Below are 22,956 nucleotides of genomic sequence, written 5' to 3' on the forward strand. Positions count from 1 at the left end.
TCAAAACGTCAAGCCCATACGTCCGTATACGTGGTATCCGTGACGATCCGTCGCCTGCTGACTGCCAAGCGGAATCGAACCGTCCAGATGGAATTCGAAGTGGTGGAACTGGGGTATGCGGAAAATGAAACCGGCGCCCCAACCGCTGAAGTTGACCGGCGGCGTGCTGCTGTGCAGGTCCGCGCCGGCCGCAAAGCCACGCGCGTAGTCGAAGAAGGTCTCCAGCTCCAGCAGCTCACGCCACGGCCTGCCGTAGAACGGCGAGGTGACGTTGCCGAAGCCCGGCGCATCCACGTGATATTCCAGCGAAGTGTAGTAGCCACGATCCGTCAAGCCGTCGGCAATCGGGTACGCGCGCACGCTGTCCGGACCACCGATGACGAACTGCTCCATTGGCACCAACGCATCCGGCGTCCATTGCCCGTTGAACTTGAAGTACAGCCGCTGCGCCTGCGTAAGGAATTGCAGGCGTGTGTACGATATTTTCAACAAACTGAAGTCGTGTGCGTGATTGGGACTGACCAGATCCGGTTCGTGCGACTGGTCATCCAGCGACTTGCGCACGCTCACCTGCAGCAGATCCACGCCGTGCAGGCGTCGGTCGGTGTGGTTCATCGCGTAAGCGAGTTCGAGCAGGTTGAATTTCTCGTTCGACAACTGCAAGCCCTGCGTGCTCAGCCGCGACTGCTCGCGGATCACGTGCAGCGAGGTCTGCATCTTCATGTCGTCGTCGTTGATGAACTTCCAGTCACTGCCGGCGAAATACGTGGTGGTGGGGCCACGCACCTTCAGTGCCGCGAAACCGTCGGAGTTGATCTGCAGCTCGCTGCGCGTGCCACCGATGTTCATGCTAAGACCTGGTACGACCACCAACGGTGCGCTGTAGTTGAGCGAGCCGTAGGCGTTCTGGTTCGGGTCGAGCGCGTAGTTCGCGTTGGCGGACAGCGAGTCGCCGATGCCTAGCGGACTGTTCCAGGTCACGCCGCCCTCCGCGCGATAGCGTCCGGTAAGCGGCGTGCCGTAGTTGTCCGCACCGGTGGTGAAGGTGAAGGGGTTTCGTGCTTCGCGTGCCACCATGATCAGGTCGGTATCGCCGGTCTGTCGGCCTGGCTGGAAGGTGGACGCCACCGACACACCCGGCAGGTCGCGCACATACAGGAGCGCGGAATCCACCGTGCTCTTCTGCAATGGCTCGCCTCTGAGCTGCTGCGCGGGTGCGGCGATCACGTCGGCGTAATAGCGCTTGTTGCCCTTGACGATGATGCGGCCGACGCGGCCTTCGAGAATCTGGATCTCCACTTTTTGATCGTTGCCGATCGTTTGCGCCGGCAGGAATGCGCTGGCCACGATGAAGCCGGCCTTGCGGTAGCGATCGGTGATCGCGTCGGCCACGCCCTGCATCTGCGCGAACGAGAGCATCACAGGTTGATCGGCGCCGCCACCCAGCTTGTGGTACTGCGCGTCGGCCATCGCTTGGATGCTGTCAAAGGTGATGCCGGAATCGGGATGATCACCCACACCGTCCACACGGAAACCTTTCACGGCGATTTTCTGCGCCGCAGCGCTGCCGCTTTCGCGTTCCTTCACCGGAGGCACCACGCCGCTTTCGCTCGGCGCCGAGGCTAGCGCGGCGTTGCCCGCCGCCGAGGCTGCAGGCACTGCGCTCGCGGCCGCCTGAGCATTGGCACCGGCGCTCGCCGGTTTCGCCCCTGCGCCGAAGCTATAGCTCACGAACTGGTCGGCCAGGTAGGCATGCGCCTGCGGGTAGCCGGCTTTCTTCAATGCCGTGGTGATGCGTTCGGCCAGCGCCTGTAACTGGGTGTGATCGAGCGTGTTCGCGTTGCCTGTCGCGGCCAACGCCTTCTGATATTCGCCGTCGACGATCTTTTGAATATCCGGCGACGATGCGGGCACGCCGCTTACCAGGATGTTCTGCGCAGCCGCAGGTGCGCCACCTTGCGCCCATACGCTGCTGCTGCCCAACGCCAAAGCCAATGCTGCTGCCATGCATGCAATCCGCACGATACGTATCCCCTGAATCGAAACGCGGTGGTATATGGGTCGAAGGAGCGCACCATGCACTCCCCGTCAATCAACTTTTTCGTTAAACGGAACCCCTTGCTGCGGAGCGCACGCTGACGTCGGTGCGTCCGTTTTTCCCCTGCTACCGGGCCATCAACCGTGGTGCCGGACAGCTATCATGCCTCCATTCGACAACGTGTTCCAAGTCGCATTTTTCACTTTCCAATGGCTGTGACGGCATTACCTTTGCTTTATGCCGGCCCGGTAGGCGGCGATGCCAATCCTGGCTTTCTCCTGGTTTCCCGATGCTGGGATCGGCATCCCAGCCTACGCACTAACTCTTATCCAAAGTTCGAAGCATTGCCGCTTCACCCACCGCGCGATAGCCAATACGCCAGTACCGCGCACAACAGAACAATCACAGCCAAGGGAACACCCCATTTCCACGCCGTATGCCGCGGCGGAAACAGGCCGGGCAGCACGTCGCCAGCCGGTTGCGGCGCAGGTTCATGCGAGTGCGGTGCCGGTCGCACGATCGCATTACGCGCGGTTACCACGTGGCTTTCGCATAATGCACTCAGCAGATGACGGCGGCGCGACCGGTATTCCTCGCGACTGATGCGCCCCAGGCGATGGGCCTCGTCCAGCGCCTGCAGGCTTTGATTGGCGTGACGTTCCCGTTCGTTCATTTGAGTTCTCTGAGCACGCGGAAACCCACGTCTTTCTGTGCCGTGCCGGTGTCATCGCGGCGGCTGTTTACGGTGCAATCGGACCAGTAGCTGTTGTAGCTGCCGCCGCGCACTTCCACGCCTCCGCCGGTGGTGACCCACTCCCAAACGTTACCCGTCATATTCACCAAGCCCCATGGATTGGCCTCGCGCCCGCGCGCCGAAATCGGCGCCGAGGTGTTGTCGCCGCCGCCCACCGTGTTGGGCGGAATGCAGTTGCTGTCGGAAGCTTGCGACCAACTGCCGCCGCCCTTCGCCGCATGCATCCATTCCGCGTCCGTCGGCAGGCGGTACACGTAACCGCCGCTGGCCGAACTCAGCCATGCCGCATACGCCTTGGCCTGGGCCAGGCTGATATTGCTGATCGGCAAGTTCCCGCCATCCGGGTCGTCGGAGGCTTTCGCCGAACACTGCCCGGTAGCGCTGCAGAAGCGGTTGAACTCGCTTACCGTGATTTCAGCGCGCGACATCGCATACGGCTTGCCGCCGGACGCACCAGGCACCACCACCAGCGAAGGACCGCGGCGCTGACCGAGCGCGTCGAAACAGACCTTGCCCTTGCCAATCAGGTCCGGCTGATTGCAAGGATCGGAACTGGGGCCGGCCGGCGTCTGCGGTGCAATGTTCGCCGCGGTGGCGGCGCCATTGGCAGCGGCAGTCTTGCCGTTCGTCGCAGGCTTGGCGGCCGTACCCGTCGTGGGCGTAGGTTGTCCTGGCGTACCGGTGGCCGGTTGCGCGGGATTGGTGGGCGATGGTGTGACCGGTGTTGCAGCGGCCACTTCGCTCGGCTGCATGCTGTTGATCAGATCATCAAGCGTGCTGCTCAACTGGCCGCGCTGTTTCAGATCCGATTCCAACCGCTTCAAGCCATCTGGATCGGCCTTGCGCGCATCGACCAGTTGCTTCTTCATGCGCTCCAGGTCGGCGGAAGCCACTGGCTTGCCGCGTGCGTTCATCACCGCGGCGAGCAGGTCGTAGCGCGCCTTCGCATTGCGCAAGTCACTACGGCTGCCGAGCGTCTTGATGCCCTTGGCCATAAGTTCGGCAGCGGACGAGTAACGACTGCGCTGGACCGCCGTATCCGCCTGGCTGAGATACGCGCTGGCCAGCAACTGCGGACCTTCCTGGCTCAGGAACGGATTGTCCGGCTGCAGCGTGCGGATGCGCGCCAGCGATTCCTCCGCCTTGCCGATATCGTTCGCCGCCGCGGCGCGCTTCACCGATTCGATGCGCGAAGTGACTTCCGCGGCGATGCTTTCCTGGTTGAGCTGTGCTTCCTGCTGCTGCAGCAAGGTATCCAGGCGGCCGCGCTGCGCACGCAATGCGTTCGATTGCGGCGCGTACTGCAATCCCAGGTTGACCAGGTTGCTGGCCTGCTGCAGATGCAACGGATCGCTCTGCGTGCTAGCCGCGGTGGCGATGGCGTTGGCCAGGTCGTCCACCAGCTTGCGCGTTTCCGGCGCATTGTCGTTGCGCAGCGGGCCCATCGCATTGGCAACGGATTGCTGCCAGTCAGCGCTCAGCACCGGCTTGGCGATCAGGGCCGCCAGCGTCTTGCGCGCTTCCGGCAGATTTTGTAAGACCGGTGCCGCGGCTTGCGGCGCCGTCGCGGCGAGCGTGCCGCCCAAGCCCGCCAGTTGCGCCTCGCGCTGCTTCAAGCGCGTCGAATCAGGAAACAGGCGCGTTGCCAGGGCCAATTCCGACTTGGCTTCGTCGGCACGGTTGGCGCTCAAAGCTTGACCGATGGCAATGTCGTATTTCAGTTCCAGCTCGGCGTTCTTGAGCAATGCGCTGTGCGGATCGATGGCCCGGATCTGCGCCAGCGTTTCCACCGCATTATTCGGTTGGTTCTCGAAGATCGCGCCGGCATCAATGCGCTGGGTGAGCTGCGTATCGAGTGTGTTGAGCAGGTCGTTCTTCTGCGTTTCGATCGCACTGCGTTTGGTATCCAGCGTCGGCGAATAAAGCTTCAGCTGATCGCGCAGTTGGAACACGTGCTGCGTGCCGGCATAGTCGTAGTGATTCTGCGCCGGATCCCAATAGGTGCTGATGCGGCTAAGCATGTAGTTCTGGATCGCGTCGCCTTGGTCGAGCACGATGCGCTTGCGCTCGTCGTCGGTCAGGCTGTTCAAGGCTTGCGCCGCCTGGTCCTCATTGGCGTAATGATCGGGCGCACTCAGCGAGAACCGGCCGACGATATGCGCCACGTGCTGGTTGTGCAGGTAATACGTCGTTCCCCAGCCGACGCCGATCAGCAGCACCAGCGCGCCACCGCCGTAGGCCAACTGCGGGCCGATGCGCTCGCGCAGACTCAATTCGCGCAAGCCCTCTATCAGCTCGGCCGCGGTTTTCAAGCGCTGTTCGCCGTGGAAGGCCACGGCATCGCACAGCGTCTTGTACTGGCGCTTGGTCAAGCCGGGGACCGGCGGCGGTTTGCGCCCTTCGCGCAGCGCAACTTCCGCGCTGACCTTGTCGAACGGGTGCTTGCCGGTAAGCAGCTCGAACACCACGCAGCCCAGCGCGTAGATGTCGTCGCTGGGCGTGGGCTCCTTGCCTTGAATCATTTCCAGGCTGGCGTAGGCCGGCGTGAGCGCGCCGAGGGTGCCGGCGTCGAACAGCGTCTGTTCGCCGGACGCGTCGCTTGCATGTTTGCCCGCGCGCGCGATACCGAAGTCGAACACCTTCGGCACGCCGTCGCGCGTCACCATCACGTTGCCGGGCTTGAAGTCCGAGTGCACGACACCGCCACCGTGCGCGCGCTTCAGCGCCCAGGCCATGCCTTCGATCAGCGGACGCGCTTCGGACAGCGGCAGGCCGTTGTAGGCTTTCTCGCGGATCAGAGCCTTCAGATCCTGGCCGTCGACGTACTCCATCGTCATGAAGACGATGGTGCCGTCCTTGTCGAAATCGAACACGCGCACGATGTTGTCGTGCGCCAGCAATTGCGAACGACGCGCCTCGCGCTGCAACGCGATCAGCGAATCGGGATGGCGGCGGAATTCGTCATTCAGCACTTTCACCGCGACATACGGGTCGCGATCGCGCGCCTCCACCTTGCGCTCGTCGCGCGCCAGGTACACCACGCCCATGCCGCCGCGCCCAACTTCGCGTTCAAGCAGGAAGCGTCCTTTCAGCAGCATCCCGACGGTAGCGTATTCACCGCCTTCGGCCTGCGCTATGCGTTGCCAGGTATCGCGGTTGGAGCTGCCGGAGTTGCTGGTGTTCTGACTCGTATTGTGACCCGTGTTCTGCGTATTGCCCGAAGGGGTCGAAGCCGGCTTTACCACCGTGGCTTCGGCATCCGTCGATGCTGAAGCCACAGTGGGCTTTACTTGTGTGACTTCCGTTTCGATGGCTCCGGGCGCTTTGACGACCGTAGCGTCGTCGGACGGCGGCTGCGCGGGCTGTTGCACGGCATGCAACTTGGCGATCAATGCACGCGCAATATCGGGCGACAGCGCATCCTCGCCCTGCAGGCGTTCGAGCAGCGCCAAGTCGGCGCGATACGCCTCGTCCGGCTGCGGCCCGCGCTCGGCCAGCGCCTGGAACAGCTCCGGCAGCTTGCGTCGGTGCGCGTTGAAATCGTCGATGAGTTCGGCGAGAAAAGTCATGGCGTGCGGGTCAATCCTTTAGCCGCACGATCACGGCGGAAATGTTGTCGCGCGCGGCGCGATTGAGCGATAGCTCGAATAGCCTGGCGAGCAGTATCTGCGGATCGACGTGTGCGCGGCATTCGTCGTCCAGTTCCGCGTCGGAAAGCTCCTTGTTGATGCCATCGGTGCACAGCACGAAGGCCATGCCTGGCCGACTACCCGCCACTACCCAATCGACGAACAGGGCTTCCTCGGCGCCGACCGCGCGGGTGAGCACGCCCGAGCCGGCCGGCTGCGCCTGCCCGATCTGGGTGACGTCGTTCTTGTGGCCGTGCACATGGTCGTGCGTGATCTGCCGCAACCGGTCGTCCTCAAAGCAGTAGGCGCGGCTGTCGCCCACCCAGCCGCACAGCACGAAATCCTTGTCGTGCACCAGCACGACCACGGTGGAACCGATCACGTCGACGTTGCGCTCGCGCGCGATGCGACGGAGGTCGGTATTCACCTTTACCAGGGTGTCCTCGATCGCTTCCACGAAATCGAACACGCTGCCGTTGCGCGGCAATGTGCCCAGCCGTTCCACGATCATGCCGCTGGCGTAATCGCCGGCGGTATGGCCGCCCAGGCCATCGGCCACTACCCACAGGCCCACGTCCTCGCGCACGAGAATGGCATCCTCGTTGTGCGCGCGGACTTTGCCGGTATCGGTATGGCCAACGGATTCATAGCGTAGCGTCATGAAGTCACCTCGATCACGGCCAGCGGCCAGCGGGCCGGTTCTTCGCCAAGCCCGGCAGCGGTAGCGATGCGTGCGCGCGCGTCGTCGCAGGAAGGCATCGCCAGCGCGCGCGCGTAGACATCGGGAGCAAGCTGCACCAAGTGTTGCGTGGCGACTAGCAGCAGGCGATCGCCTTCTTCCACCGCACACACGACTTCGTCGCATAGCGGCTCGGTCGGGCCACCCAGCCCGGAGGCAACCGTCGCCGCACGGGTGAACAGCAGATCGTCGAAATCGCCGCCCAAGGCGTTGTCTTCGTTCGACGCATTGGCGGTGGCGAACAGCGATTGCAGCGTGCCGCCACGCCAATGCCACGCTGCGGCTGTGCCGATGCGCAACAGATTGGCCCAGCGCCGGGTGATGTGCACGGCGATCACCGAGCCGTCTTCCGGCACCGGGTTGATCAGGTCTTCGCCGCGTTCGCGCAGCCGCGGATGCAAGGCCAGCAGGCGTTGACGCAGCACTTCGAGGCTGCCGGCCAGGTCGCCTGCGCTCAATTCGTTCGCGACCTGATTGGCATAGACGGAAGCCTGCCGTCGCACATCGTGCCCGCCTTCGTCGGCAGCGACTAAAGCCAGCGCGATATCACCGCGATAGGTGGTTGCGACGCCGTCGCTTTTGACGACCGAATCGCCCTCGCCTGCCGTGCCCACTGTGCTGCCAGCCATGGCCATCGACACCGGCGGCACCAGGTCGGCGAATACGTCGCTCAAGTCATCCGGCAACAGCTTGCGTGGCGGCGGCGTGATGACCGGCGCACTCACCGACACGTGCGGAGCGTGGTGGGTATGCACATGCGACGCGACGTCCTCGAACACGCCCAATGATTGCCAGCCTTCATCCGCGTGCTTGGCGTCGAGAAATCCCGCATAACTTTCCGCCTGCGGCAGACCGCGCGTGACCAGTACGCTGGCCGGCACATGGCCGCCGCCATGCGTCCACCACAGACACCAGTCGTTGCCGCTGGCGGAGGCGCGCGTCCACAGGTCGGCCAAGAAATCGCCATTACCCCGAGCACGCGGTAGCGGCAGACGCCATTGCCCGGCGTTCTGCCAGGCGATGTGTTCCACGCCATGCAGTGGAGCCGTTGTCGGTGCAACAAGCGGAATGTCGGCCAGCGCGAGCAGTTGCGCATCGAACGCTTCCACGCCGACCGACGGATCAGCCTGCGCCGCGCCGTGGACGCGCTCGATCGCGGCAAACCACGTGTCGCCATCGCGCAGCACTTGCGTGGCGAGCGAAACATCCTCCAACGGCACAGCGATCACCATCGGAAAACTGCGCCCGACGCGATCGCCGGCCGGCCCCATCACGCCCACCCACGCAGAGGACGTGCACACTCCCGGCGACAATAGAAACCGCCAAACGGGACTGCTGCGATAAGCGTGCTGCCATGCATCGCCCAGCGCGAGGCGGCTGGCGTTCACGGCACGCTCGAAGTGCCGGTCCCACACCTCGACGAAGGCTGACGGCAGGCGCCGCTGGACGAAGTCACCCGCGCCCGGAAGCTTGCCGAAGAATCCCGCCCCTGTCGGACTCACCGATCTACCCTCCGCACCTGAAACGTTGCACGGTGGTATTGAGGAACGGGTTCTTGAGGTTATCGGCTTGAATCATGACCTTCGCCACGTGGCCGCCGAAATTGAAGTTGGCCAGGTAGCGTAGATCTGACTGGCGCTGCAAATTGGCGGCCTGCATGGCGTGGAAAAAGGCCCAGTCACCCTGGTAGTCAAAGGTGCTGAGTAGATTGCCGCTGGTATCCCACGCCGAAATCGTCACATGACCGGGCTGCGGCCCTGGCCATTTCATGCCGGCAGTGCTCGTGCCGCCCGCCTGGTATTCGAACTTCTGCCCATCGATGGTCACCGAGAGCTTGCCGATGCCCGGATCCAGCGACGGTGCGGCCAGCGTGAAATCGACTTCCGGCGTAGCACCGTTGTTGCGGAAGTACATCTGCTTGATCGCATCGGCTAACTGCATCTGCGCCAGCATGCCGGGCGATCCGGCGACTGCACCGGGGCCACTCTTCCACTTCCAAGTGGGGCCGCTGGCGTCGATCAGCTTGTCCAGCGTCTGCTTGTAGAAGCTGTCGAAGCGGCCGCCGTAACCGAACAGCTCGCCGAAGTTCTGCAGCGGAATATCCGAACCGCTGTTCGGCGAGAACGGATAGCGGCCACGGGTGAAGTCCGCGCAATCCTTGCCTGCCGCTTGCTGGAATGCATCGCCGAGCGCACCGCTGGTGCCGGTGGCGACCAGCGCCTGGCTCTTGCCGGTGAGGGCGGCGACCCAGCCCGATACCGGCGGCGGTAGTTGCGACGCTTCCTGCTGCGCCATCAGCAATTGCGGATTGGGTTGGCCGGCCGCACCGCTGAAGTCGGTCATGGTCAGCAGCGTTTTGCTGAGCTGATCGAGCACGCTCACGGTGTGATCGATCGGCGTGCCGCCCGGTGGCCCTTCGCTGAGCTTGTCAAGCGTATCGAAGTGCGCGCTGATCGCATCTCCGGGTTTGGCAGCACTCGCTCCGGCCTCGCCCGTACCGGTGCCGATGCCATTGGTGGCGAGCGCACGCATCACTGCGCTCTGCGTGGCTTTCTTTTCGGCCGCCTTCTTCAGCGCAGCCTCTGCTTTGTCGGCATCGCTCGGTGGCGGCTCGCGCAGCAGGTCGTGCGTGTTGTCACGCACCAGCACCAGCAGCGATTTCAGTGGCGAACTGGGGCCAGACAGCTTTGCAGCGATTGCGCTGGCGTCCTGGATGTTGCCGATCGGCTGCAGTTGCAGATCGCCGAGCAGGTCGTCCCACGCCTTGATGTAATCCTGCTGGTAGAGCGCAAGCACCTGCTGGGCCAGCTGCGCCTGGCGGATCGCATCGATCTTGCCGGCACCGAACACCCAGTCGTCCTGCGTGAACTGCTTCACCGCCTGCTCGATGCCCTTGTTCACCTGCATCGCGAACACCGATTGCGTGTAAAGCGCGGGCAGCGGTTCGGATAACGAAGCACCGCTGCGGCGGCGGAACACGTTGCCAAGCAGGCCAAGTTCCTTGTCCAGTTGCAGCGGTGCATGATCGGAACTGTCCATGCTCAGCTTGAGGCTTCCGTAAATCAGCGTGGACAGGTCAGCCGTGCGCAGCGTGCTGCGCGCCTGCTCCACCAGAGCATCGTCCAGATGCAGCGGGCGCAACTGTCCCGGCTCGGCCACCAGCGCGTGGAAATGCTTGCCCAACGCTTTCTGCAGTACCGGATCTTCCGGGAAGATCTTGCGCCATTCGATATCGGTGAGCGCCACCAGCTCGTCCGCGTTCTGATGCTGCGGCTCGCCCAGCATCAGATAACCCTTGAGGTAATAATAAAGCGCTTGTGGATCGCTGGCGCTGCTGGTCAACCCCGTGCGGAATTGCGAGGCCACGCCGGGCAGCAGCAAACCGTTGAGTTCGCGCACGTAGGCATCGTGCACTTCGCTACCCACGGCGTGGCCCTGGTACAAACCAAAACGCATCGACAGCGGCACATCGCCCTTGTATTGCTGCGCGATGTCCTGCACGCCGGACAGACCTTCCAGCCGCGCCAACACGCGTGCGAAATAGTCTTTCTGCGTGGCGGCGCCGGAAACGTCGCTGGTAGCCGGATAGTTCTTGAGAGCATCCTCAACTTGCGAGAGATAGGCGCGATTGCGGCCATAGCTTTCCGCAAAACCGGCCAGCAGCAGCACGGTAAGCACCAGTACGCCCAGATACGAAGCTGCCTGCAGCAGAATCTTCTGCCGCTCCAGCTTCGGGTTGGTACCGGCGAAACCCGATTCGCGGAACAACACTTCCTTCAGCAGACGCTCGACGAAGAAAGTGCGCTGCTGCGCGCCGGGCGTATGCACTTGCGCGGCGTCGAGCCCGAACGTGCGCGCCACCGCCGCCATCATGCGATCGATCGGCGTGCCTTCCTGCGTACCTGACGTGAGATACACGCCACGCAGCAAGGGTGGCGTGCCGTAGGCGTAGCCGGTAAACACACCCTCGACGAACTGGCGCAGGGTTTCGCGCAAAGAACTCAACTGCTGCGGGAATGACAGGATCGTCCCGCGCCGGGTGGGATCGCGCTCTGCATGCAGCCGGCTGAGGATGCGTGTGTGCAGGCGATTCAACAGCAACTCGAATTCGCTGGCGAACTGTTTGGCCGCCGTGCCGTTCATGGTCTGCTCGACCGGGAACGACATGCCCCATACCTGGCTGCGCAGTTCCGGGCTGAGATCGTCGAAGAATTCGGTGAAGCCGGCGATCAGGTCGCACTTGGTCAGCACCAGATACACCGGTACGCCGATGCGCAATTGCGTGGCCAGCTCGTCCAGGCGGCGGCGGATCGCCTGCACGTGTTCCTGCATGCCGTTCTGATCGAGCGTAAGCAGGTCGGACATGCTCATCGCGATCAGCACGCCGTTGATCGGGCGGCGTTTGCGGTATTTGCGCAAGAGCTTCAGGAATTCGCCCCACGCCGACGAATCCGCGGCCTGATCCGAATCCTGCATGGTGTAGCGGCCGGCGGTATCCAAGAACACCGCTTCGTCGGTGAACCACCAATCGCAATTACGCGTACCGCCAACGCCGCGCAGGGCCTGCTTGCCGAAGCGATCGGACAAGGGGAAATTCAGGCCCGAATTCTGCAGCAGCGTGCTCTTGCCCGAGCCAGGCGGGCCGATCACCACGTACCACGGCAAAGTGTAGAGATTGCCGCTTCCACGCTTGGTTTTACGCAGCGTATCGACCGCTTCCTGGAAGCGCCCCTGCAACTGCGTGCGCTCGGCGACGCTGCGTTCGTCGTGCTCGCTGCCCGCGGGCTTGGCTTCTTGCGAAACCATGTCGCCGGACATCTGTTTCGCCTTGTTGCGTGCACGCAACTGCGAGATCTGCAGCCAGATCGCCCACACCGCAAGAATCACGATGATCAGCACCAGCCGCACCACCGGGCTGGCCAATGGTTGCGAATCGCCAATGCCGAGATACGGACCGCCCAGCCAGATCAGCACCGACAACAACACGATGCCGACCAGCGCGATGAACCAACCGGATTTGAACAACGCCAGAATCTTCACTTGGTTCAATCCTCCGGAATGAACATGATTTCCACGCGCCGGTTACGCGTGCGGTTGTCCGGCGTATCGGGCGGCAGCGCAATCGGCTGCGACGAGCCTGCGCCGTTGGATTCGATGCGCGTGGCATTGTCCAGACCGTCGCTCAGGATTTGCGCAACGCTGCGCGCACGCGCGCCGGACAGTTCGAAGTTGTCTTTGTATTTCAGCGAGCGAATCGGCTGATCATCGGTATGCCCGACCACGATCACCCTACCCTGCACCTGATTGAGCGCGGCGGTGATCTTGTGCAGCAGCGGAATCTCGCCAGTGCTCACGTCGACACCACCGGAGGGGAACATGCCGGTGGCGGCCAGCCGCACCATCGCCTGTCCGTCGGATTTTTCATCCACGCTGAGCTGACCGGCTTGTTCCTCCGGCGCCAGCAATTGCTTCAGGCTCTTGCGCGCGGGATGCGGTTGGCGCGCGGTATCGGGCGGCGTGCCATTTTCAAGGCCGATCTGCGCGAGCTGCGCGCTGATCGGTGAAGAATCCGCGTTGAGCCGCGTGTAGAAATAAAGAAACGCCGCCAGCAGCACTACCGCCGCAAATGCGGCGATCACCCACAGTGGCACGTAGCGGATCAGCGGATTGCGGCGATCCTCGATGCCGCGCCAGTGCGGCGCCAGCTCATCCGCCGGCTTGGCGCGCTGCGCCTGGATGCGTCGGTACAAGTCTTCCTGGATATCGGCAAGCTTGGCCCGCCCGCCGGCTTCGATCTGGTACCGCCCGGCAAAACCCAGCGCCAGGCAGATGTACATCAGCTCGATCAGATCGATGTGCTTGGCGAAATCCGAGCACAGGCGTTCGAGAATCTGGAAGAACTTGGCGCCGCCGTACGATTCGCTGTGAAACGTGACCAACAGCGTTTTCTGCGCCCAGCCACTGTGTTCGCCCCAGGGCGAGCTGAGCACGGCTTCGTCCAGCATCGTGCACAGCACGTAGCGCGCGGCGAGTATCGTTTGTTGCGGAGCATTGGCCGCCTGGGCGAGGTTTTCGAAGCGGCGCATCTGCGCTACGGCCTGCTCGCGCAGGTGCATGGCGTCCGGTTGCGCAACACTGTGGCGCAATTGCACGGCGAGCAGCAGCAAGGGACTGGCCGCCTGCACCAACGGATTGGCACCGCCGTTGAGAAATTCATTGATCTGCGCAGGCGAGCCATACGAAGCCGGCGCGGGTGCTGCGGGAGGCGGCGCAGCAGGCGCCGCGCCGCGCGGGCGCACTATTGTCGCGTCGCGCTTATCGTCATTGGGGCCGTTGGTCTGGCTCATGTTCCGCCTCTGATCGCCCACAGTTGCAGGTCAAGCCCACCGAATTCCTCGCCGAAGTGGAACGCGATGCCGCCGGACGTTTTCAGCATCCGCCACATCTGCGAGTTCTTGTCGAATTCGAAATACAGATAACCGGAGTTGTACGGAATCTGCCGCGGCGCCACCGGCATCGGCGCTACTGCGATGCCCGGCAGTTGCAGGTTCACCAGGTCGCGGATCTTTTCCACCGGGCCGATCTTCGACTGCGCGGGCAATTGACGGCGCAGGTCTTCGGATTTCATGTCCGCCTTGGCGGCGAGCACGAAGGCCGCGGTATCCAGCAAGGTCATGTCCGGCACCACCGCCACCCACACGCCGAACTTGCGCTGCTGCAGCGGAATCGGTGTGGCGGTCTGCTCCATCACCGCACTCAGGGCGTTACGCAAAGCCATGATCACCGGCTCGAAGCTCTCGCGCAGAAATTCGTGCCGATACGGCGGAAATGGCTGCGAGCGTTTGCTCGGCGCGGTGAAGGTGGCCAGCTCGCCGGCCATTGCGATGGCAATACGATAAAGATCTTCCGGATGCGCGATGGGTGCGGCAGCCAGGTGCGCAACCAGCGGCTGATAGCGATTGACCACCTGCAGCAGCAGGAAGTCGGCGATTTCCGCTGCGCCGCCGCGATCGGTGACCGCCACGCGACTGGCCAGCGCTTCGCCGCGCTGATGCAAAAGGCCGAGCAATTCAGTAAGAAAGGTCACCAGCCGCGGCACGGCCTGGCAACTCTGCGCGGTGGGCATGAAGGTTTCATCCAGCACCACGCGACGATCCGAACGGCATTCAACGATGCGCGCCAGCGGAATCTGTGCCAAGCCTTCCATCGGCTGCGATTGCGGCAGCATGCGGCTGCTCATGCCGCCGACTTCCAGCACGGTGAACCCATCCACGCTGCCGGAAGCATCGCGCACTTCGGCTTCGCGCACGCGGAAGCGGAACAGTTTCTCTGCCGATGCTTCGGGACGACCGCTGTCAGGCTGCGTGGGCGAGCGCAACGGCAGCGTGAGATAGACGGTCTGGTCGCGCCAATTCGGATCCACTTCCAGCGCGGGCGGCAGCGGATCGTCGTTGGGCATGGAGAACGGCGTGCCGTCCGGGAACACACCGCGGGCGCGCTTGATGCCGAGCTTGCCGATCGCCAGCAGATCCGCTTCCAACTCCAACTCGTGAAAGCCCCAGGCATACGGCCGCAGCCCACCCGCGCGCAGTTCCACGAAGCGCTCCAGATAGCGCTCCTGCTGCTGCAAGTGCTGGGGCCGCAAGAACAGGCCTTCGCTCCATACCACTTTGTTGTTTTGCGTCATGTATCGGGTCCGTCTGTCTTGCGGCTTTTTTGAAACTCACCTGCGAGGAGAGATCACCCCAACTCTGCCGTCATTCCGCGAAAGCGGGAATGACGGCCATGCAAGGTTTCACATCGCGCCAAATGCACATATCTATCGATGCTCACTACGACGACTCGCCTTGAGCCGCGCCAACTGCTCTTCGTACGCCCGCGCAAACTCATCCCCAAACAACCGCCGGAACGCATCGTCAGGGTTCTTCATCAACCCCTCGAAGTTCTCCCGGTATTTGTCCCAGTAACGCCCCTTGCCGCCGAATGCGGCGCGCTTGCCGCCGTCCACTTCGTGTTCGTAACGATCTGGATTGAAATGCATCAACAACGCTTCAAAGCCTGCCCGCACACCGGCGAGCATCGCCATCTGGTGGCAGCGGATATCCTCAAAGGCATCCTGAAACGCCGCCGTGCCGGCGAGGAAACCGGGATTGGCGGGACCGAGAATTTTCTGCATCGCCTCGTCCGTGCCCAGCGCGAACTTCAGCGGATTGTTCTCCGAGCGCTGGATGATCGTCACCGGCAGGCGGAACGTGTTCTTGATCTCCGCACGCGCGCGCAGCACGTCCATCACACCATCGACCACGATGCGGAACATGGTTTCCATATCCGGCGACAGTGCCGTGTTGCCGGATGAGGCTACTGATGCTGGTGCTTGCACCGGTGGCGACGGAGCGACGTCCACAACCGGTGCTGGCGGTGGCGCAGGCGCAGGTGCGGGCGCAGGAGGCGCGAAGTCGCCCGTGGTCAGGTCCCAGTTTTCCGGCAGCAGGCTGGCTTGCTTGCGCACGTCTGTGACGGGCGGACGGAAGTGATCGCTGACACCGGACGTGTGATTCCAGCTCGGTGCGGGTGCTGGCTCCGGCACGGGAGCGCCGAGCGGTTCGTCGAGAAAACTCAATGGATCCAGATCGCCGCTCGCAGGCAACCTTTGGCTGGCTCCGGGAATCAGGCTGTCGACCGGCGAGGAATGCGACGGCGCGGCACTGCGTGGCAACGGATCGAGAAAACCGAAATCCAGTGGATCGAGATTCAACCCAGCCGGTGCCGGCGCGGCAGGCGCGGGTATGGGGGCTGCGTACGGCACCGATGCACTCGGCTGAACGATAGTTTCGCTGTCCTGATCCATCCGCACGGCGACTTCGAAGGTATCGATCAGCAGTCGATCACCGTTCTTCAACGCGGCCGGATCGCCTTTGACGAGCGGCTGGCCGTTGAGCAGCATGCCGTTGGTGCTGCGGTCTTCGATGAAATAGATGCCATTGAGATAGCGCACCATCGCATGCACGCGCGACACACCGACGGCGCTCAGTACCCAGTCGCAATCCTCGGAACGCCCGATGCTGCCGTCCTTGCCATGAAAGGTTTTCTGGGCGCGACTGCCAAATTGCGCCGCCTGATGGCCTTGCACGGCGAGGGTCAATGTCTGTGGCGTCGGCACGTTACTTCTCCTGCTTAGCCGTTGCCAGCGCTGGTGCTTGCCGTGAGCAGGCTCATCGCGCGCTCGATGAAGGCAACGCGCCGGGCTTCGAATTGTTCACTGACCAGCGCGGCCATCAGGTTGATGGCGGCAACGGTGGCGCGCGCGGTGAGATGTTCCGGCGGCGGCACGGGTTTTTCCTGTGTGGCCGGCGCCAGGCTACCGCCCGACCAGCCTGCTGCGGCCGCCAGCCATGCGCCCAGCGAGCGATAGCCGCCGGCGTTGGCGAACTCGAAGGCGGCGCGACGATTGTCTTCGTTCGGTTCGCGCACCCATTTTTCGGCCAGCGAGGCGCCGGCCTTATCTTCCAGACCCAGCGACTGGTCGCGTGCACATTGCAGCAGCCACGCTACGGCATAGCGCTTGGGTAACAGGCGTGCGAGCAGTTTGAGCGCATCTTGCGTATCGCCCGCATCCATCAGCGTGCGCACGGCGGCTTCCGGCGTCATCTCCGGGCGCAGCCTGGCGCTGGCTGATGCCGACAGCTCCATTTGCATTGATGCTTGCGTTACGACCGACATGCTGGGTTCCCCTTTACCCCGTCTTGCTTCGTACTGCGTTGCCTGTCCTGATATGTCCGCTCCTTTCCCGGAGCGGATTTAAAGCCTTCAGCCGATCATGATGATTCCGCCGGACACCTGCGTCATCGCATCGCCGCTGGCGGTGAGCATGGCGCCTTTCACGGTGGTCATCGCCCCGCCCTCCACCTGCAGCATGGCGTCCGAATGCACCTTCATGCTGGCGCCGGCGCCGATGTCCATTGTCGCGCCCGCCTTGATGCCCACCTGCACCTGCCCCTCCACCTTCACCGACGAATTGCCGGTGATGGTGATGTTGACGCCGGTGATCTGGATCTCGCCAGAACTCTTAAGAATGATACTCGACGCGCCGGTCGTCAGTTCGATTTGCGTGCCGGCAGTAAGCTTGAAGATCTGACCGACATCGATGGTGTCGTTGTTGCTGATCGTGGCCTTGCGGTCGTGCTGCACCGTAAAGGTCTGATCGTTCTTAACGGTGACCGTCTCGTCGTGATCGATGGCCACGACGTGATCGTTCTCGACTTCTTCGTGCATGTCCTTTTGAGCATGTATGAAGAAATCTTCGCTGCCTTTCTTGTCTTCGAAACGCAACTCGTTGAAATCGGCCGTGCCGCCGAGCAGGCTGCGGCTCTTGATGCCGCTTTGCGTCTTGTTGTCCGGCAGGCTGTACGGCACTTGATTGTCGCCGTTGTAGACGCTGCCGATGATCAGTGGACGATCCGGATCGCCTTCTAGAAAACTCACCACCACTTCCTGCCCCACACGCGGAATGCTGACGGCGCCCCAGTTCTTGCCAGCCCATGGCGTAGCGACACGCACCGGACAGGAACTCTTGGCGTTGGGCTTGTCGGGCTTGTTCCAGTGGAAGGTGACCTGCACGCGGCCGTGCTGGTCCACCACGATATCTTCGTCGGTCTTGCTGCCGCACACGATGGCGGTCTGGAGGCCCACAACGGTGGGTTTCACCGAGGTGTGCAGGCTGCGAAAGGTCTGCTTGCTTTCGATAGCGTCAAAGTCACAGCGAAACGACGGGGCATCATCGCTGCCGCCTGACGCGTGACCAGCACCGGCCAGTTGGATAGTGGTGCCGATAATCAGGTATTCGCGATTGTGTTCTTTCCGCGGATAGTCCGACAGCGTGAACAAGGCACCAATCTCGATGCCGCATGCACCGGTACTGCCTTTGTAGTGCGACCGCGCTGCGGTAAGCGCCTCGGCGCGCACCTGCGCGAAATGCTGCCCCACGTCGGCAACCTTGTGTGCGCCGGGAAAATCGAACGCCACCATGCCCGGGCTGGTGCCTGCGGTACCGTGACCGTCGCTGGTGCCGGTGGACAGCAGCGAGGTTTTGGGGGCCATCGGGTCGTAATCGGTGAGCTGGTACTTGACCGCATCCGCGCTGCGCGACGAAGCCCAGGTGGTGATGGTCGCCTCACGACGCAGCACGCTGTCGGTGGTGTGCAGATACGGTACGCGCGCAAAATCCTTGTTCACCGCGTGCGCGCTGACGCTATCGGCCAGCACCATGGTGTGCGTGGTTTCATCATGCGTAAAGTAGTAATAGATGCCTTCCTGTTGCATCAGGCGGCTGATGAAATTGAGGCAATCCTCACGGTACTGCACGCAGTACTCGCGCTTAGCGTAATTGCCGCTGAGGCTGAGTTTCACATCGGTGTAGCCAGCATCGTTGAGTACCGACTTCACGATGTCCGGCACGGATACATCGGTATAGATGCGGCAATCCACCTTCTGCCCCAGTAGCCAGGGCTTGGGCACCAACTGCACGCTGTATTGCGCGTAGACCAGATTGTCGACCGTTTCCACGCCGGTCTGTGCTGCTTCGCACACGATGCCATTGAAGTAGCGCTCAAAACCGTCGTCAGTGGCGATCTTCACTGTCATCGGCGAACCCAGCAGGCCGCTCAGGTCGATGTTGGGGTCCTGGCTTTCGAAATGCAGATGGAAGGAGAACAGGTCGCCCAGACGCTCATGGGCAGCCATGCTGCGGAACAGCAGACCGCTGACCTTGGCAGAAGAAATGGTGATCTGGGCGGTCATGATGCGAATCTCCTCGGAGCCTGTTCGGCTTCACACGTTTCCATGGTGCACTCATGTCCGAGGGGGCTCCACACACCGGGTCAGGTGGCGCAGCGGGCAGAATCTGCCATGACTCCCTTATCCCCCCGTACCGTAAAGTTTCGCCCAGTGGCGCGGCTTAATCCAGTGATTTTTTTACCAAAAGACGCACGGTTTCCAACGTTTTCGTGCTTGAACCAGGGCGATCATGTAGCCTTCATGACAAAAGGGTTCCACCCTGCTTCAACTGCCTTACTTTCTGAAGGTTTTGCCTATAGCTCGCAGGCTAGGATGACAATTCCAGCCACAACGTACATGGAGGCGGCTGGGATTATCGGCCCAACCTTGCCGGCTAGCTGCCGACATCACATCAACGGCCGGATTTGATCTCAGATGCTATTGAAAGAGAGTTGGAACATCTCTTCTTTGAACACTTTCCTTGGCCGAACCACCTAGCTCATTTCGGCACAGGAAACATCGCCATCACGTTCAATCGATCAGCTTTCTGTCTCGTAATTTCTTAAGGTATCGCGCGCCCTCACTGTCGGCAGAAAAAATCTTCTCACCATCAAGCATGTACGCTTTCAGCAGACTCTGAATGCCGCGCTCATCCTCTCCGAGCCTAATCAAGCTCTGCCCCAATCGATAGTGGACAAAGGGATTCTCCTGCCCCCCAGGTCCATTGAGCGCGTCATAGAAACTGTGCCGCGCCGCGTCCAGTTGTCCAACTTGGTATTGGACATCGCCGATGGATGCGGATAGCCAGGTATACGCCTCCCAATCAACGCGGGGCTCGGGAAGCAATGCGATCGCTGCGCGCCACTTCTCTATCGCCTCGGCAAACCTCGACTCGTCGCATAAATCGTTACCCTGCGCGGAGAGGTCATCCACCTTGTCCCAAATTTGTTTAGGAAGCTCCATTATTTTTTTCCTGCCGCGTGCTTTTTATAAAATTCTTGGTATTTCTTGTCTTCGCCTTGAAAGCAACGCCCCTTTGACATCTTGCTGGATTTATCAAAGTGCGCAAAAGCACCATCCAAATCGCCCATCTCAAAGTAAGCAACGCCCATCAGGAAATCAGGTTCTGCATCAATCTTAGAGACAGGCAACTTCTTCAACTCATCAATCCACCTAACCGCCAATTGCGGCTTATTCGATTGCGCCATCAATCGAATCGATGCGAGAGCCTTCGAGATGCTAATGTCGCACTCTGCTTTCGGCTCAGGAATTAGTTTCCAGCCTCGCTCCAGTAAGGATTGAGCTTTGTCGGCATCACCGTTCTTTAGTGCCTCACGCACATCCGAACCAAGACCCCTTAATTCCTGCATCACCTCATCACTTACGGACTTCATCACTACCTCACTTCAACGGCGGCAAATAAGTTTCCCCCAGCTTCGCACCGAGAGATCGATTAATTGACATATGGTCTAGCACATAATTGTCCGAGTCCAGCATCCAGTCACGCACCTCAGGTGCTTTTGCGCCAAACTCCCGCCCGGTTTGATTCCACCAAGTGACGGCATCCGTCTGATGGGACATATCCGCATATTTGATGTCATACCATTTCTCATCTGATGCAAAAAATTCTGTACGACCGGTATCCACGTTTTCACGCAACATCCCGTCGTCCCGCATCCGATCCATGACTTCTCTACCAGTACGCGAGTTCTTGCCGGGAGTACGCCCAAGATACTGGTCCCGAAGCGATTTGGGCTTCGCACTACTGCTAGTGCTCTGCGTCGCTGATTCTTGCTTCGGCTTACGCGGCGCGCTGCTCGATGGCTGCCCCGTCTCTGCAGGCGCCTCCGCCCTCGGTCGCACCTTCGGCTGCAGACTCTCTTCCTTCAGCAACTTCTCCTCGTTGTCCTTCAGCCAGTCCGCCATCTTCGAACCCAGGCGCTTGCTGTCGCCTACCGCCTTGAACAGCGCTTCCTTGCTTTTGCCGCGGGTGAGGTAGGCCACGATCGCAATCAGGATGGCCATGATCATCAGCACATGGCCTTGGGCGAAACGGAGCGCGGCCGTTTCCTTGCTGGGTGCGTAACCTGCGAGGTAGCAAGCATCAGGGCGATCGCTCGACGACGGCCCCCACGCGGCACGGAAACCCTCCACGTAACAGCGCATCGCTTGCGGAATGGTGTCGATCAGCCCCTCGGCGAGCATCTTGAGGCCAAGGAACGCCATCACCCAATCACCCAACACCACGCCTGCCTCGAAACCAACGGCCGCGCCGGGTACCGCGCCGACTCCGCCGAACAGAGCGCCCACCCCGGCGCCCACTGCCGTGCCAAGCACGACGCTTCCGCCGTAGTAAAGCGCGATGTCCTTTACGATTGAAAGCAAGATGTCCCAGATGGCGTCGAGGCTGATGCCTTGCAGCTTCCCGGCGATCTCTTTGCGCGCGAGCGGACCGGAGGCTTCCAGCGCCCAACGCACGCGCATTACGCGACTCTCGTAGCCATAGAGAGTTCGGTAAAGGGTTCGCTCCGCGTCTCTGGCTTCGGCTTCAACGCGCTGCTCGGCCATCTGCAGCGAACTCCAGAAACTATCCAGCATTCCGTCGGACATCCCTCCCCCTTTCTGCACGGTAAAAAGCCCCATTCATCGCAGAGGGGCATTGCCTAAACCAGACGTCAGAATCTACCGTACTCCCGCGAGCAAAACCTTGGCGTGCGCTCCTACTCATTGCACGCTCCGCGATGATCGCCGCGCCAACACCACCCATCCCGCCACGGGCTGACCGCCTTCCTTGCGCAGCGTGTCCACGCCCATGCGAACATCCGCAAAACCTGCTGCCGCCAGCACACGCTCCACGTACCGACGCGTGTGCTGGTAGCGCCCACTGGGTGACAGGTCGACGCGATCGTCGTCACCTTCCGCAGTCTCCAGCGAAAAAACCAGCCAGCCGCCGGGACGCAATGCAGCATGCGAAGCACTGAGCACATCCTGCAGTTCACCGAAATACACCAGGGTATCGGCGGAAATCAGTACGTCATAGGCTTGCGGATGCCCCTGCAAAAAGCTGGTGAGTTCGGCCACTTCCAATGCGTCATAGCCCCCACGTACACGCGCCTTCTCGACCATGCCGCCGGAAAGATCCACACCCGTCAGATGTCTTGCATACGGACGCAACAAGGGCGCGCATAAACCGGTACCGCAACCGGCATCAAGCACATCCAGGTCACCCGCCGGCGCGGGCAACACACCAGCCAAAACCTCGGCCAACACCTGCGGAGCCCGATAGCCGAGATTCTTCAATAGCTGTTCGTCGAAGCTATCGGCAAATCCATCGAAAACGCTGCGTACGTACTCATCGTCCGCACGCGGTGGCGCTTCGGCACCTCCGCAGGCGGCAATCATGTGGCGCGGTATGGGATGATCCGGCTCGCGCGCCAGCCAGTCGCGGTAGACCTGCGCCGCCTCCTCGCGCCGATGCAGCGCATACAGCGACACGCCCAGCGATTCAAGCGCACGCAGATTACGTGGGTCGAGTTGATACGCGGTGCGAAAACACTGCACCGATTGCTCGATATGTTCCACGCTCTGCGCGTAATTGCGCAGGAACATGCCCATCAGGTAATGCCCCTGCGCAAACTTCGGCGCTTGCTGCAGCAGCTTCCCGTAGGCCTCGAATGCTTCTTCCAAACGCTCCTGCGCTTCCAGCACCACCGCCAGATTGTTCTGGGCGTTGTAATGCTCCGGCCCGCATTCCAGCGCCTTCCGGTAGCAACGCTCCGCCTCGGCCAGCCTCCCACATTCCTTGTGGATATTGCCAAGATTATTGTGCGCATCCGGATGCTTCGGTGTGATCTTCAGCGCGGCCTCGATCAGCCGCACGCCTTCGTCACTGCGTCCGCGCTGATGGCAAAGCACCCCCAGGTAATGCATGGCATCTGGCTGCGCCGCGCGTAGTTCCAGTACTTCGCGATAGAGACGTTCGGCTGTGTCCAGGTCGTCGGCTTGATGTGAGTGCATGGCTTGT

General features: G+C 61.8%; 15 protein-coding genes. All 15 read right to left on the reverse strand.

The features are described 5' to 3' along the window. On the reverse strand, positions 1-2,007 hold the full coding sequence (locus tag ISP18_RS01295) for a ShlB/FhaC/HecB family hemolysin secretion/activation protein (RefSeq protein ID WP_380016247.1): 2,007 nt from the start codon (positions 2,005-2,007) through the stop codon (positions 1-3). A 383-nt stretch (positions 2,008-2,390) separates the two neighbouring features. Then, positions 2,391-2,711: a hypothetical protein gene (locus tag ISP18_RS01300; protein ID WP_380016249.1), complete on the reverse strand. Its 321-nt coding sequence runs from the start codon at positions 2,709-2,711 to the stop codon at positions 2,391-2,393. Then, a complete protein-coding gene (locus ISP18_RS01305) occupies positions 2,708-6,361 on the reverse strand; it encodes a bifunctional serine/threonine-protein kinase/formylglycine-generating enzyme family protein (protein ID WP_380016251.1) in 3,654 nt (1,217 codons plus the stop codon). The genes ISP18_RS01300 and ISP18_RS01305 overlap by 4 nt, the downstream gene beginning before the upstream one ends. A 10-nt stretch (positions 6,362-6,371) precedes the next feature. After that, positions 6,372-7,082, reverse strand: a complete 711-nt coding sequence (locus tag ISP18_RS01310) for a PP2C family protein-serine/threonine phosphatase (protein WP_380016253.1) — start codon at positions 7,080-7,082, stop codon at positions 6,372-6,374. After that, entirely contained in the window at positions 7,079-8,662 is a 1,584-nt protein-coding gene (tagF, locus tag ISP18_RS01315) for a type VI secretion system-associated protein TagF (RefSeq protein WP_380016255.1), read from the reverse strand. The genes ISP18_RS01310 and tagF overlap by 4 nt, the downstream gene beginning before the upstream one ends. Before the next feature lie 4 nt (positions 8,663-8,666). After that, entirely contained in the window at positions 8,667-12,209 is a 3,543-nt protein-coding gene (tssM, locus tag ISP18_RS01320) for a type VI secretion system membrane subunit TssM (protein ID WP_380016257.1), read from the reverse strand. Then, on the reverse strand, positions 12,206-13,507 hold the full coding sequence (icmH, locus tag ISP18_RS01325) for a type IVB secretion system protein IcmH/DotU (RefSeq protein ID WP_380016259.1): 1,302 nt from the start codon (positions 13,505-13,507) through the stop codon (positions 12,206-12,208). The genes tssM and icmH overlap by 4 nt, the downstream gene beginning before the upstream one ends. Then, positions 13,504-14,847, reverse strand: a complete 1,344-nt coding sequence (gene tssK / locus ISP18_RS01330; protein WP_380016261.1) for a type VI secretion system baseplate subunit TssK — start codon at positions 14,845-14,847, stop codon at positions 13,504-13,506. The genes icmH and tssK overlap by 4 nt, the downstream gene beginning before the upstream one ends. Before the next feature lie 132 nt (positions 14,848-14,979). After that, complete coding sequence (gene tagH / locus ISP18_RS01335; RefSeq protein ID WP_380016263.1) at positions 14,980-16,320, reverse strand: type VI secretion system-associated FHA domain protein TagH; 1,341 nt, start codon at positions 16,318-16,320, stop codon at positions 14,980-14,982. 14 nt (positions 16,321-16,334) lie between these two features. Next, positions 16,335-16,880: a DUF6931 family protein gene (locus ISP18_RS01340; protein WP_380016265.1), complete on the reverse strand. Its 546-nt coding sequence runs from the start codon at positions 16,878-16,880 to the stop codon at positions 16,335-16,337. 87 nt (positions 16,881-16,967) lie between these two features. Continuing rightward, entirely contained in the window at positions 16,968-18,956 is a 1,989-nt protein-coding gene (locus ISP18_RS01345; RefSeq protein ID WP_380016267.1) for a type VI secretion system Vgr family protein, read from the reverse strand. Between the two features lie 507 nt (positions 18,957-19,463). Beyond that, positions 19,464-19,895 (reverse strand): hypothetical protein, encoded by a 432-nt coding sequence (locus ISP18_RS01350; protein ID WP_380016269.1) that lies wholly within the window; start codon positions 19,893-19,895, stop codon positions 19,464-19,466. Further along, positions 19,895-20,326 carry a tetratricopeptide repeat protein gene (locus ISP18_RS01355; protein WP_380016271.1) on the reverse strand — a complete coding sequence of 144 codons (432 nt, stop codon included), beginning with the start codon at positions 20,324-20,326 and terminating at the stop codon, positions 19,895-19,897. Before ISP18_RS01355 ends, ISP18_RS01350 begins: the two co-directional genes overlap by 1 nt. Before the next feature lie 7 nt (positions 20,327-20,333). Then, positions 20,334-21,542 carry a DUF6861 domain-containing protein gene (locus ISP18_RS01360; RefSeq protein ID WP_380016273.1) on the reverse strand — a complete coding sequence of 403 codons (1,209 nt, stop codon included), beginning with the start codon at positions 21,540-21,542 and terminating at the stop codon, positions 20,334-20,336. 114 nt (positions 21,543-21,656) lie between these two features. After that, positions 21,657-22,949: a tetratricopeptide repeat protein gene (locus ISP18_RS01365; protein ID WP_404559237.1), complete on the reverse strand. Its 1,293-nt coding sequence runs from the start codon at positions 22,947-22,949 to the stop codon at positions 21,657-21,659. Positions 22,950-22,956 lie beyond the last annotated feature (7 nt).

The sequence above is a fragment of the Dyella humi genome, assembly GCF_044904605.1.
GTDB lineage: Bacteria > Pseudomonadota > Gammaproteobacteria > Xanthomonadales > Rhodanobacteraceae > Dyella_B > Dyella_B humi.

Coding starts and splice junctions, on each gene's coding strand:
- ISP18_RS01295 (WP_380016247.1), bottom strand. CDS start 2,007: ATGGCAGCAGCATTGGCTTTGGCGTTGGGCAGCAGCAGCGTATGGGCG.
- ISP18_RS01300 (WP_380016249.1), bottom strand. CDS start 2,711: ATGAACGAACGGGAACGTCACGCCAATCAAAGCCTGCAGGCGCTGGAC.
- ISP18_RS01305 (WP_380016251.1), bottom strand. CDS start 6,361: ATGACTTTTCTCGCCGAACTCATCGACGATTTCAACGCGCACCGACGC.
- ISP18_RS01310 (WP_380016253.1), bottom strand. CDS start 7,082: ATGACGCTACGCTATGAATCCGTTGGCCATACCGATACCGGCAAAGTC.
- icmH (WP_380016259.1), bottom strand. CDS start 13,507: ATGAGCCAGACCAACGGCCCCAATGACGATAAGCGCGACGCGACAATA.
- tssK (WP_380016261.1), bottom strand. CDS start 14,847: ATGACGCAAAACAACAAAGTGGTATGGAGCGAAGGCCTGTTCTTGCGG.
- ISP18_RS01340 (WP_380016265.1), bottom strand. CDS start 16,880: ATGTCGGTCGTAACGCAAGCATCAATGCAAATGGAGCTGTCGGCATCA.
- ISP18_RS01345 (WP_380016267.1), bottom strand. CDS start 18,956: ATGACCGCCCAGATCACCATTTCTTCTGCCAAGGTCAGCGGTCTGCTG.
- ISP18_RS01350 (WP_380016269.1), bottom strand. CDS start 19,895: ATGGAGCTTCCTAAACAAATTTGGGACAAGGTGGATGACCTCTCCGCG.
- ISP18_RS01355 (WP_380016271.1), bottom strand. CDS start 20,326: ATGAAGTCCGTAAGTGATGAGGTGATGCAGGAATTAAGGGGTCTTGGT.
- ISP18_RS01360 (WP_380016273.1), bottom strand. CDS start 21,542: ATGTCCGACGGAATGCTGGATAGTTTCTGGAGTTCGCTGCAGATGGCC.
- ISP18_RS01365 (WP_404559237.1), bottom strand. CDS start 22,949: ATGCACTCACATCAAGCCGACGACCTGGACACAGCCGAACGTCTCTAT.